Raw genomic sequence first — 11,072 nt, forward strand, 5'->3', positions numbered from 1 at the left:
GTTCCGAGATTTCACTCATTGGCGAGAAAGAGCTCTGCTGATGCCGGTGGCGATGGTGGTAGCGAGGATCCAGCCCGCCATGATCAGGCTGTAGGCGGCCCACTGACCTGCGGCGATCGGCTGGAATGCCTTCTCCTGCCCGAAATCGATCAGTGGGAACAGCAAATCCAGGGAGTAAATGACAGCATTGAACGCTGGCCCTTGTCCAGGCTGAGCACGGGGCGGAGTGTCCAGAGTGAAAACGACCGCTCCGACGATGAGCAACGCCAAGAGCCAAAGGGCGGCCCGGGCTGGGCGGTAGCCGTAGCCGACCGTGACGTCCTGCAACAGGCCCCAAGCCCGCGCGTACGGTGGGAGCGTCGCGCGGCGCTTCCGCTGCTTGACCAGCAGGATCGTCCGAGCGTCCGCATCCTGCCCCAGGCGCCGATAGGTCGCGGCGAGTTGCTCATATGGTTGCGGGACATATCCATCGCCGTCGTCGGTCAGCCAGGCCAATCGCTCGGCAGCTGGCAATATTGGATCCAGCGCCTCGTAGGCAAGGCCGTCCTGCCGACGCGGTGACCATGTCTCCTTGGCGTCACGAAGCACGCCGATTCGAGCGTGTCGGAGATCGATGATGCCTTCAGGTTTCTCTTTGGGACGCAGGTACAGCTCGCGTACATCGAGTTGCCATGCCGCGAGCGCCCGACCGCCGGGAGCGCGAAGCGTTGCGTCGTTGAGGTACAGATGCCGACCGATGCTGGCGCCGATCAGCGTAAGCTCCCCGTCGGCGATGAAACCGCCGCACTGCAGGCCACGGCTGATGTTGGCCCCTGCCGCATCAAGTGCCTGCCCGCCCGGGTTGCGTAGACGTGCGCCGGTGAAGTCGGCGAACGTACCAATTCGCGCGTCGGCCAAACGCACAGCCCCTTCGGCTCGGAAGCCATCGGCGCATGACAACCCACCACCGATGCTCATCCCGTCGCCGTCCAATGCGGTAGAGGGTGCGTCCCCAGCACCAGACGTGCGCGTGGCGTGGAGGTTGGCGCCGTCCAGATTCAAAGAGCCCGCGATACGCGCCTGAGTAAGCTCCGCTCTTCCTTCCACGGTGAGGCCGTGCGCGGATACTGTGCCTTCAACCTGTAGCTCTTCCGCCTGCAGTGCGTCACCGCCGGGACAATACAGCCGGGCCCCGTCGAGGTTGAGTTCCCGGTCGATACGCGAGTTGGCCAGGCGTATTGTGCCGACCGCTCTGAAGCCTCCGCCGAAGTAGAGCCCGCCCTCAGCCGTGATCCGGGAGCCGTGGAAGGCCATCTTCCCGGGACGCTCGATCGTGGTGCCCTTGAAGGTGTATGGCCCTGTCACATGGGTGTTACGCGAGCTGATCATTCCCGCGACCATCATCCGCTTACAAAGAACGGCTCCGTCGGCGACCATCCCGTCCAGGTTCAACGCCTTACCTTCAGCGGTTAGCCGTGCATGGTTGATGACCACAGTGCCGCTGACCTTTACGTTGGAGAACCGCACCTGGCCGACGGTGTTGAGCTCGACCGCTGCGATGCCACGGCCAGCCTGGAGCCTGTCGCAGTCGATGGCTAGACCGGTGACGGAGGTCGTCGCGTTACTCAGGGTGAGAGCTCCTGCCAGTTGCGTCCCACGCAGCTCCACCAACCCCGTGAAGAAACAGCCCTCCAACCGGAGATGGCCGTCGATCTGAGCATTGGAAGCCGACAGTCCCGGCATGTGAGAGCCGTTGAAACTCATCTGGGGGCAACGCGTCCAGTACAGGCTGGGATCCCGTTCGAAATGGCAGGACAAGAACCGCGCTGAATGACGGACGGTAGAATACGCGAGTTCAACTCGCTCGGTGATCCGCGCGCCTTTGATCCGAATAGCGGGAGTCCGATGCGACTGAGGCGGCTCATCCCTCATAAGCAGCGCGGCGATCACCCGGGCGCGGATAGTCCGTTCTGGCCCCCAAGCCGCCCCGCCGGCTGGGTCATCCTCGTCCCACTTCCCGACCGTGAAGTCCACTTCCTCCCCGAGAGGAAACGCCTCCCACACTCGCCGTTCGGCCTCGGACAGGTCTTCAACCCGCACGTGATCCCCTCCAGCACCCGTCCTCTGTTCGATCGCTCTCAGCTGGAAGAGGGTTACAGGTAGGCGACGGTTCACATTCAGCAGAGCGGCTGACCGTCTACGCCGTGACTGGCTCCCGTTGCAAGCAGGCACTCTTTCGGGGGCGATGCGAGGGATGCGCCTGCCGTGCGATTGATGGATGGCTCCGGTGGTTTGACCCGTGGGATAGTCGCTCTCGTTCTGAGAACGTGTCGGTGAGCGGAGATAGTGAGTGTCGGACGGTCTCGCGCAGTTCGTGTTGTCCTTCGCGGACGAGGAGCTGATTCTCAACCGAGGGGATGTGAACGCGGAGGCTCGGGGCAATATGGTGGCGTTCGGCTTCTCCCCTGAGGGCTTCGACGTACGGCCCGTTGAGCGGGCTCTTGTCACGGTTGGGGAGCGGCTCGGCGCACGGTTCGTCGATGCTGCCGGGCCGGTGACGTTTTATGCCTGGTATGACGAGCAGGCTGGCCAGTTGCGGTGTTCGGTGGCTTCTGTCGAGCCGGATGACCTGCCGTTCGGGGGGCGGTTCCGCTCTGTGGACGATCCCGCACCTGTGCTTGCCCTGATGGCTGCTGATGTACAGCCGGGTGTGGTGCCGTGGGCTGATCTGCGAGAAGTCTCCGCTGAGGAGGCTGCCGGCCCGGATGAGCAAGTCGAGTACTCGTTCCCGGTGTTCGCGGTGAAGCTAACGCGGTAAGGGCTCCAGCTTTGGCAGAGTTTTGCGGCCGAGAGATATCGGAGGTTCTTGGCCGGGGTGAGCAGAATGGGCCTCGAGGTAGCGGCGGGAGGGCTTGTTCAGCAGGGGTTGGGGCTTGCTGCGCAGGTGCAGGTCGAGAATGCTGTGACGTACTTGCTCCAGTGGGCGGATCCCCTTCAGACCGCCGCCGAGGTTCACGCGTAGTTGCTGGAGCAGCATGTCGTAATCGGTGACGGTGCCGGCATCGACCGAAGGGGCTGTTGCCGTTGTTTCCCGCCGTACTTCCGACTGATTTCCAGGTTGGGGGATCAGGGCCGGCTTCTGTCCAGGTGGTGGGCCACGCGCTTGGCCACCCCAGATGGCCACTCGTGTCCCATCTCGCCCAGGAGATCGCCGAGTTCCGCCCAGGCGCGGTGCCGGTCGGGACGCAGTGTCAGAGCCTTCACCAGGAGGGTCACGGCCTCGTCCTGGTTGCCTGAGCGGCGCGCTGATTGGGCGAGCATCCGGTACGCAGGGGCGCACCAGGGGTAATCGTGGAGCAGGCCACGGAGCAGCGGCGCGGCCTCGGGAGCTCGACCGTGGTCCATGGCGTCCGCCGTCTCCAGCGTGCGGCGGACCTCCGCCGTACGTTTCTCCAGGTCCGGTCTGCGCATGCTCTCCAGGCGGCCCTCGCCGCTCGTCCGGCCGAACGGCGAGCGGAGGAGAGCTGGGTCGGACTCGCCCGTCAGGTACGCGAAGAGGTTCGCCGGCCGCGTGTCCGGGATCCGCCACGCCGCGTCCAGAGGTGCGTCGAGCAGTTTCGGGGGGACGAGCAGGCGTTCGCGGCGGAAGCGTCTCTCGGCGGCGGCCCGGTCACCCGTCCGGCGCGTGATGGCCTCGATGACGCCGGTCTCGTAGTCGATCACGCCTTCCATCGAGTCCAGCTCTATCGCCACCGTGATCGCGAACAGGTCGGCGGCCAGCTCATCCAACTGGTCCAGGGCTGCCTCCACCGCCTGGGACGGCGAGGCGAGAGTCCACCAGAAGACGGACGTCACGAACCTCAGGTACGCGGTCAAGCCGGTGAGCGCGCACCACCACTCGCCCGCGTCGGAGGCGGCCCGGACCACGGCGACGCGCCGCCAGGCGTCGGACAGCAGCCCTTCCAGTAAGGGGGTGACCCGGGAGGAGGAACGTGGGACGGGTTGCTGGAACCGTTCGTCGAACAGGTCGGTGCCATAGGTGATCAGACCGATGCCCTCTTCCGGGGGGTCGCCGAGGATCTCGTCGAACAGTTCGGCGTCGTCCCTGGTGACGGCGGCGGCCCGCAGCAGGGTCGCCGCCGCGGAGGCCGCGGCGGACACGTCGAGGATCTGGCCGGTGTCGATCAGGCCGACGATGTGACGCAGCCCGGTCGCCAGGCCGTGCCGGTGGCCGACCAGGAGCGCCGGGTGCAGGATGCCCACGAACTCGTCATGATCGTTATCGTCGCGCTCGATGATGAGCTGCCAGCGCCTCATGGTCGCGTACAGGACGGCGCCGACGGGCGGTGCCGGGTCGAGGGCCACGTCGCCCGCCAGTGGCACGCCCGGCGGCCGCGTCGCCAGGTGGAAGCGGTAGGGGAAACTGCGGCGCCCGGAGAACCTGAGCCCGGCCTCCCGTTCCAGGACGACCGTGAGGTAGCCGACCACGGGGTCGGCGCGCTCCAGGTAGGTGGCTATCAGTTGTCTCGCGCGGTCGGTGTCCCGGCCGTTTGCGCCGTGGTCCGCCGCGCAGCGGCCGGCCAGGGAGCGCTGGTCGAGCAGTGCTTCGGCGATCGCCAGGATGGGCCCGGCCTGCTCGGGCCGTTCGCAGGTGAGCAGCGGCTCGGCGGGCTCAGCGGGCATCGTCAGAGCCCCAGCAGGCTGACGAGGTCCCAGCCGCGTTCGGACAGGAACCGACGGCCGTGGATCAGCCACTCCCGCAGGCTCGTACGCCCCGAGCGGGTGTAGGGAATGCGCTCGTTCAGCAGGCCGGCGGCGAGCACCGCCTGCCTGCCAGGCCCTGGTGACCGGCTCGCGACCTGGGCGGCGATCGAGAGGACCTTCCGAAGTTTGGCCCGTACCGCCTCCGGTTCGTGGTCGTCGACGAGGTGGACGTACACCACTTCGTCGTCGTGCCCGATGCCCTCGAAGAATGCGATGCCGGGCAGCGGCGGCACGGGCGAGGCGCCGAAGAGATGCCGCACCAGCGTGTACGCGGGAGGGGCGGTCGTCTCCAGCGTCAGCCAGGACCCGAAGGAGGAGTCGTCCAACGGCGTGGGGGTGTCGGCGGTCTCGTCGAGGCAGAACATCACCAGGACATCCGGTCCGCTGTCGGCCGAGAGCGACCCTGAGAGCACGTACTCCTTGATTACCTGATCGACACCGGGGTGGAAAGCAAGAAAGGCGTAGAAGGTGGCCACCTTCTCCAGGGCTGCCAGCCCTTCGGGCTGTAGCAGTTTTTCCAGGTTTTCTATCTTTCCTGTCTGTCGACGCTCCTCAGTCGCCGCGGACTCGACGAGCGTGGCTATCGATAGCGCCAGCACGCCCGTCAGAATTGCACCGATCATTCGTCGTGTACAGGCCGGTCACGACCACGGGCCGCCGGGCGGGGTCGTATTGCCCGAGTTCTGGGCGTGCCTTTGTCGGGTCGCGGGCAGCCTGGCCGGTATGGATGGTGGAAGACGGACAAAGGTCATCATCAACACCATTTTCGTGGGCTCGGCCCTGGTCGCGGCTGCGGGCTGCGGGAGCGTCCCCACCCAGCCCGGGCCCCGCGCCATGGCCGGTCTCATGGCGCCATCGGAGCCGCCGGACGGTACGGCGGCGGGCGAGCGGGCGAGTACCGCGGCCATGGACGCCGTCAAGGGCTCCAAGGTCCTCTCGGTCCAGTCGAACAACGGCGGCCGGCTCTGGGAGGTGCAGCTCGCCGGTCCCGACGGTACCGAGCGGCTGCTGGAAGTGGACGATTCGGGGAAGGTCTCAGGAGCCAGGGTCAAGGACACCGGCGAGGGCGAGAAGGCCAGGGTGATGGGCATCAACAGGGACCCCCGGCTCACCTTCGAGGACGCGGCGGCGAAGGTGTACTCCGCGGTGCCGGAAGGCCGGATCACCCACATGAGCCTGGACCGGTACGGCGACAACGCCCTCGTCTGGGATGCCGACGTCCTCACCTCGGAGGGCGCCTGGCACGGGGTCAAGGTCGACGCCAGGACCGGCGCCGTGACGAGGAACGGCTAGAGGTAGCCGAACTCGATGGTCTGCGTGGGGGTGGTGACCACGCAGCCGTCGGCGTACTCGTCGGCGGCAGCGTCAGCCGGGCGTACGGCGTTCGGTCGCCACGCGTGCGGTCAAGGAGGATCGGGGGCGGCGGCTGGGTGGGTGGACATGGCGGTCAGGTTGCGGGCGAGGCGGGCGGCGGCCTGGCGGAGTCCAGGAGGGGCGAGGATCTGGGTCTCGAAGCCGAGGGCGGCGATGCGTACGGCGAGCCAGTCCAGGTCGTCGCCCCCCGCCGTGAGCAGGCACCAGCCGTCGCCCTCGGGGTCGGCCTCGACGCGGCCCACCTGCGGAGGGATCAGGGCGCGAACCTGGTCGGGGTGGGCGTGCAGGCGTACGCGGGCGTGGTGGCGGTAGGGGGACTCGGTCACGGAGCGCTGGACGTAGGCGACCGGGTCGGGGTGGTCCCGGGGGCGGAAACGCCAGGTCGTGGCGGTGACGTCGCGCATGCGGTCGAGGCGGAAGGTGCGCCAGTCGTCGCGGTCGATGTCCCAGGCCATGAGGTACCAGCGGCGGGCGGTGGCGACCAGGCGTACCGGCTCGACCGTGCGTTCACGCGGCGGCCGGTCGTCGCGGGCCTCGCCCTCGCGGGCCGGGTTGTGGGCGGTGTAGTGGAAGCGGACGCGGACCGCGTCGCGGCAGGCGCGGGCGAGGGTCACCAGCAGCTCGGGGTCGATCTCGATCCCGGGGCCGAGCAGGGTGTCCATGGCCCCGTGCACGGCCCGGACCTCGGCGCGCAGCCGGGGCGGCATCACCTGGTCGAGCTTGGCGAGGGCGCGCAGGGCCGCCTCGCCCGCGCCGGCGACCGTGCCTCCGGACGCCAGGCGCAGGGACACCGCGGTCGCGATCGCCTCCTCGTCGTCGAGGAGCAGCGGCGGCAGCCGGGTGCCCGCGCCGAGCTGGTAGCCGCCGCCGACGCCTGCCGTGGCGTGCACGGGGTAGCCGAGGGCGCGCAGGCGCTCGACGTCGCGGCGGATCGACCGGTCGGTGACGCGCAGTTCGGCGGCCAGCTCGGTGGCGGTCCAGGACGGGCGGCGCTGGAGCAGAGCCAGCAGGCGGAGCACGCGTTCGGTGGTTCCCTCGACGGTCACGTACGTCAGGGTTTCACGGATCGCGGACCGTAGCTGTCCGGGAGGGGGGCGAGAGTGGGTCTCGTGAGCGAGGAAATCATCTGGAACCCGCTGGTGCGGGATCAGTTCGCGTGGCACTGGACCCAGCAGCTACGGCCGCGGCTCGACGGGCTCAGCGACGAGGAGTACTTCTGGGAGCCCGTGCCCGGCTCCTGGAACGTGCGGCCCCGGGGCACCGGGTCCGCGCCGATCCAGGGCGGGACGGGGGCGGTGACGATCGACTTCGCGTTCCCTGCGCCCGAGCCGCCGCCGTTCACCACGATCGCCTGGCGGCTCGGGCACGTGATCGTCGGCGTGCTCGCGATGCGCAACGCCGCGCACTTCGGCCGCGCGGCCACCGACTACCACGCCTACGAGTACGCCGCCACCGCCGCCGAGGCGCTGGCGCAACTCGACGAGGAGTACGCGAGGTGGGCGGCCGGCGTCGAGGCGCTCGGTGAGGCCGGCCTCGCCCGTCCCTGCGGGGAGGCGGAGGGCGAGTGGGGCGCCCACCCCATGGCGGCGCTGGTGCTGCACATCAACAGGGAGCTGATCCACCACCTCTCCGAGGTGTGCCTGCTCCGTGACCTCTACCTGCACACGACCGGACAGAAGGAGAAGAGCGACCATGGCGCTTGAGGTGCAGATCACGTTTGACTGCGCGGATCCGGCGAAGCTGTCGGCGTTCTGGGCAGAGGTGCTCGGCTATCGGCTGCAGGATCCTCCGCCCGGCTTCGCGTCCTGGGAGGAGGCGCTGGAGGCGATGGGGGTGCCGCCCGAGCGGCGCAACGACGCCTCCGCGCTGCTCGACCCGGAGGGGGCGGGGCCTCGGCTGTTCTTCCAGCGGGTGCCGGAGGGCAAGCAGGTCAAGAACCGGCTGCACCTCGACGTACGGGCCGCGCCGGGGCTTGAGGGCGAGGCACGCATGGCGGCGCTGGAGGCGGAGGCGGAGCGGCTGGTGGGGCATGGCGCGACGCGGCTGGAGCGGCACGAGCCGGCCCCTCCGATGGCCGGCGGGCACATCATCATGGCCGACCCGGAGGGAAACGAGTTCTGCCTCGACTGACTCTCGGTCCGCGTGCTGGTGCTCGCCGGAGCTGGAGTGCCATGCTGATGTGCTGGTGACCAAGAGCCGTTGAGAGGGCGAGGCGGATGGCGGCACGGGTGCTGGTGGTCGGGCTCGATCCGGCCACGTTGAAGGACTGGGACCCTGAGCCGGTGCTGGCGGCCATCGACCGCGGCCGCGCCCGGTTCGCCGAGCGGGGCGTCGAGGCCGACTATTGTCTGGTCGACCTCGCCGCGGACCCCGAGGGGGCGCTGGTGGAGGCGCTGAGCCGGGGCGGCCACGAGTGCGTGGTGATCGGCGGCGGCATCCGCGGGCACGAGCCGGCGCTGGAGATCTTCGAGCGCATGATCAACCTGGTACGGGAGCACGCGCCGGACACGGCCATCGCCTTCAACACCAGCCCGGAGGACTGCCTCGACGCGGCCCTTCGGTGGCTACGACCCTAGAGCAGCAGGGCGCGGGTCCGCGCCAGAAGGTCCACCTGGGCCCGCCAGTCGTCGCCCGCCACCCCGATGACCGCGTGGCTCGCCCCGGCCTCCCGGTACGTGGCCAGCCTCTCCGCCGCCTGCTCCGGGGTGCCGGTGAGCGGGATGTCCATGACGTCGGCCACGGGCCGGTCGTAGGCGGAGGCGATCCCCGCGGCCAGTTCGGCCCGGGAAGGCGCGCCGGGCCCCAGGGCCGCGCTGCAGCCGATGGCGATGACCGGCGCCGGGCGGCCGTGCCCGGCGGCCAGGTCGTTCAGCCGCGCGCGCCCGTCGGCCACCGCGCGTGGGGAGATCAGGGACGGGAACCAGCCGTCGCCGAAGCGGGCGGCCCGGCGCAGGGCGGCGGGGGAGGCGTTCCCCACCCACACCGGAGGCATCGGCACGGACAGGGACAGCTCGGCGGCCGAGCCGTCGGGCAGCGGCGTCCGCTCGCCGGACAGGAGGCTCGGGAGCAGCGTGAGGGCCGTGTCGGTACGGGCGCCGCGCTCGGCGTACGGAACCCCGGCCGCGGCCCACTGCGCCGGCCCGCCGCCGGATCCGACGCCGAGGACGAGGCGGCCGCCGGAGACGTGCTGGAGGGTCGCGAGCTGCTTGGCGGCCCAGGCGAGGGGGCGGAGAGCGGGGACGAGCACGCTGGTGCCGATGGCGACGCGACTGGTGGCGGCCGCGGCGGTGGCGAGGGCGACGGGCGCGTCCAGGGTGGGGGCGCCGACGGCGAGGTGGTCGCCGTGCCAGACGCCGTCCAAGCCGGCCTGCTCGGCGTGCCGGGCGGCGGCGGGCAGGTCGAGGCCGTCGCGGCGCTGCACCGGGATGCCGGGCAGGATGACGCCGATCGTGAAGGGTTCCATGGGGACCCACCTTGCAAGCTCAAGCCAAGTTGAGGTCAAGGGAGTGCTTGCGCTCGCGCGAGAAATCGTCAACTCTTAGGAAAGTTTCCTGTAAGAAGAGGGGTGACGAGTGTGCGCGGGATTCCGGTCGTCGTCCTCGGGATCGTGCTGGCCGTCGCCGGTTGCGGCGCCCCGCCCGCCGAGCCCCCGCTGAACGCCGACGACGTGATGTTCGTCCAGATGATGGTCCAGCACCACCGCCAGGGCATCGAGATCGCGCGACTGGGGGCCGAGCGCGCCAGGTCGCCCGAGGTCAGAACGCTCACCGCGGCCATCGAGACGACCCAGCAGGACGAGGTCGAGATGATGCTGCGCTGGCTGCACGACTGGGAGCAGCCGTTGCAGGCCGGCGAGGGGGCGCACGACCACCACGGCGGCATGCCGGAGACCGATGTGAAACGGATCCGGGCGCTGAGGAAGTCGAAGGACTTCGAGCGGGACCTGCTCAACCTGCTGATCGCACACCAGGGCGACGCGGCCAGGATGGCGCAGGAGGAGGCCGCGAGCGGGATCAACCCGCAGGCCAAGGCGTGGGCCGGGCAGGTGGAGAGCTCGCGGCGCGGCCAGGTGGACCTGATGGCCAAGATGGTGACCCAGCTGACGACAACGGTGGTCAAAGGCGGAAAGCTGGCCAAAGGCTGAAAAAGCTGGTCAAAGGCTAAAAAACGAGGAAACAGCAAACTCCTCATAGACGCCGCCCGCGAGAAGTGATTAGATCACTTGATATGTCCGAGGTGACGCGGCCGACACTGTCCGACGCTCTGACCGAGCGCATGCTGGAGCTCATCCGTACGGGCGGGCACCGGCCGGGCGACCGGCTGCCGTCCACGAGGGAGCTGTCGCAGCGCTTCGCCGTCACCACGCCGACGCTGCGCGAGGCGCTCCGCAGGCTGGAGGCGACCGGCGCGATCGAGTTGCGCCACGGCTCCGGCATCTACGTCGGCGCCGACATCGAGCGCCTGGTCCTGCCCAACCCCAACATGCGCGAGATCCGCGCCGCCCGGCTGCTTGAGCTGCTGGAGGCCCGCCTCGTCATCGAGCCCCCGCTGGCCGCCCTGGCCGCCGAGCGGGCCGGCGACGAGGAGCTGGCCGCCTTCCGGCGGGTGCTCGACGAGGCGGGGCGGCACCTGCGCGGCGAGGACGCCGAGCTGCACGACGCCAACATGGCCTTCCACCGGGCCACCGCCCGTACGGCGGGCAACGGCGTCCTGCACGAGGTGGTCGACTCGCTGCTCACCGTCCACGGCCCCGAGCAGCGCGAGATCCTGCAGATCTTCGACGACCGGCGGCGCGACTACGACGAGCACCTGGCGATCCTGGAGGCCATCGAAGCGCGTGACGCGGCGGCGGCCGAGGCCCGCATGCGGGCTCACCTGGCCGACGTGAAGACGGTCGTCGAGCGTCGGCTCCAGTCTCCTCCGGGAGACGCATCCCCCCGATAGAAACACGAAAG

At 69.4% G+C, this 11,072-nt stretch carries 12 protein-coding genes; 7 read left to right on the forward strand and 5 right to left on the reverse strand.

The features are described 5' to 3' along the window. Positions 1–15 precede the first annotated feature (15 nt). Complete coding sequence (locus SMD20_RS31845; RefSeq protein ID WP_329592857.1) at positions 16–2,079, reverse strand: hypothetical protein; 2,064 nt, start codon at positions 2,077–2,079, stop codon at positions 16–18. A 250-nt stretch (positions 2,080–2,329) separates the two neighbouring features. Here SMD20_RS31845 and SMD20_RS31850 point away from each other — a divergent pair, with 250 nt between their 5' ends. Next, positions 2,330–2,797: a hypothetical protein gene (locus SMD20_RS31850; protein ID WP_329588426.1), complete on the forward strand. Its 468-nt coding sequence runs from the start codon at positions 2,330–2,332 to the stop codon at positions 2,795–2,797. 308 nt (positions 2,798–3,105) lie between these two features. Here SMD20_RS31850 and SMD20_RS31855 read toward each other — a convergent pair whose 3' ends face one another. Both SMD20_RS31855 and SMD20_RS31860 read right to left on the reverse strand, forming a co-directional pair. Then, positions 3,106–4,662, reverse strand: a complete 1,557-nt coding sequence (locus tag SMD20_RS31855) for a tetratricopeptide repeat protein (protein WP_329588428.1) — start codon at positions 4,660–4,662, stop codon at positions 3,106–3,108. A gap of 2 nt (positions 4,663–4,664) precedes the next feature. Continuing rightward, positions 4,665–5,366, reverse strand: coding sequence for a hypothetical protein (locus SMD20_RS31860; RefSeq protein WP_329588430.1), 702 nt, complete (start codon positions 5,364–5,366; stop codon positions 4,665–4,667). 223 nt (positions 5,367–5,589) lie between these two features. On the opposite strand from SMD20_RS31860, the gene SMD20_RS31865 reads away from it, so the two are divergent. After that, positions 5,590–6,036 carry a PepSY domain-containing protein gene (locus SMD20_RS31865; protein ID WP_329588433.1) on the forward strand — a complete coding sequence of 149 codons (447 nt, stop codon included), beginning with the start codon at positions 5,590–5,592 and terminating at the stop codon, positions 6,034–6,036. Between the two features lie 110 nt (positions 6,037–6,146). Here the strand turns inward: SMD20_RS31865 and SMD20_RS31870 are convergent, their stop codons facing one another. Continuing rightward, positions 6,147–7,163 (reverse strand): helix-turn-helix transcriptional regulator, encoded by a 1,017-nt coding sequence (locus SMD20_RS31870; protein WP_329588435.1) that lies wholly within the window; start codon positions 7,161–7,163, stop codon positions 6,147–6,149. Positions 7,164–7,226: 63 nt separating this feature from the next. Between SMD20_RS31870 and SMD20_RS31875 the strand changes: the two genes are divergently transcribed. The 3 genes from SMD20_RS31875 (at position 7,227) to SMD20_RS31885 (ending at position 8,693) form a co-directional block, all read left to right on the forward strand. Further along, positions 7,227–7,820 (forward strand): DinB family protein, encoded by a 594-nt coding sequence (locus SMD20_RS31875; RefSeq protein WP_329588437.1) that lies wholly within the window; start codon positions 7,227–7,229, stop codon positions 7,818–7,820. Further along, positions 7,810–8,247 (forward strand): VOC family protein, encoded by a 438-nt coding sequence (locus SMD20_RS31880; protein ID WP_329588439.1) that lies wholly within the window; start codon positions 7,810–7,812, stop codon positions 8,245–8,247. The genes SMD20_RS31875 and SMD20_RS31880 overlap by 11 nt, the downstream gene beginning before the upstream one ends. Before the next feature lie 86 nt (positions 8,248–8,333). After that, positions 8,334–8,693, forward strand: a complete 360-nt coding sequence (locus tag SMD20_RS31885) for a hypothetical protein (RefSeq protein WP_329588441.1) — start codon at positions 8,334–8,336, stop codon at positions 8,691–8,693. On the opposite strand, the gene SMD20_RS31890 is transcribed toward SMD20_RS31885, so the two are convergent. Then, positions 8,690–9,580: an LLM class flavin-dependent oxidoreductase gene (locus SMD20_RS31890; protein ID WP_329588443.1), complete on the reverse strand. Its 891-nt coding sequence runs from the start codon at positions 9,578–9,580 to the stop codon at positions 8,690–8,692. The two genes, SMD20_RS31885 and SMD20_RS31890, sit on opposite strands and share 4 nt — an antisense overlap. A gap of 111 nt (positions 9,581–9,691) precedes the next feature. Between SMD20_RS31890 and SMD20_RS31895 the strand changes: the two genes are divergently transcribed. Further along, on the forward strand, positions 9,692–10,261 hold the full coding sequence (locus SMD20_RS31895) for a DUF305 domain-containing protein (protein WP_329588445.1): 570 nt from the start codon (positions 9,692–9,694) through the stop codon (positions 10,259–10,261). 83 nt (positions 10,262–10,344) lie between these two features. Then, the gene (locus tag SMD20_RS31900; protein WP_329588447.1) at positions 10,345–11,061 is read left to right on the forward strand and encodes a FadR/GntR family transcriptional regulator; all 717 of its coding nucleotides are present in this window, start codon (positions 10,345–10,347) and stop codon (positions 11,059–11,061) included. Positions 11,062–11,072: the final 11 nt, after the last annotated feature.

It is taken from the genome of Nonomuraea sp. LP-02 (genome assembly GCF_036289125.1).
Classification (GTDB): domain Bacteria; phylum Actinomycetota; class Actinomycetes; order Streptosporangiales; family Streptosporangiaceae; genus Nonomuraea; species Nonomuraea bangladeshensis.

Coding starts and splice junctions, on each gene's coding strand:
- SMD20_RS31880 (WP_329588439.1), top strand. CDS start 7,810: ATGGCGCTTGAGGTGCAGATCACGTTTGACTGCGCGGATCCGGCGAAG.
- SMD20_RS31855 (WP_329588428.1), bottom strand. CDS start 4,662: ATGCCCGCTGAGCCCGCCGAGCCGCTGCTCACCTGCGAACGGCCCGAG.
- SMD20_RS31890 (WP_329588443.1), bottom strand. CDS start 9,580: ATGGAACCCTTCACGATCGGCGTCATCCTGCCCGGCATCCCGGTGCAG.
- SMD20_RS31860 (WP_329588430.1), bottom strand. CDS start 5,366: ATGATCGGTGCAATTCTGACGGGCGTGCTGGCGCTATCGATAGCCACG.
- SMD20_RS31865 (WP_329588433.1), top strand. CDS start 5,590: ATGGCGCCATCGGAGCCGCCGGACGGTACGGCGGCGGGCGAGCGGGCG.
- SMD20_RS31885 (WP_329588441.1), top strand. CDS start 8,334: ATGGCGGCACGGGTGCTGGTGGTCGGGCTCGATCCGGCCACGTTGAAG.
- SMD20_RS31900 (WP_329588447.1), top strand. CDS start 10,345: ATGTCCGAGGTGACGCGGCCGACACTGTCCGACGCTCTGACCGAGCGC.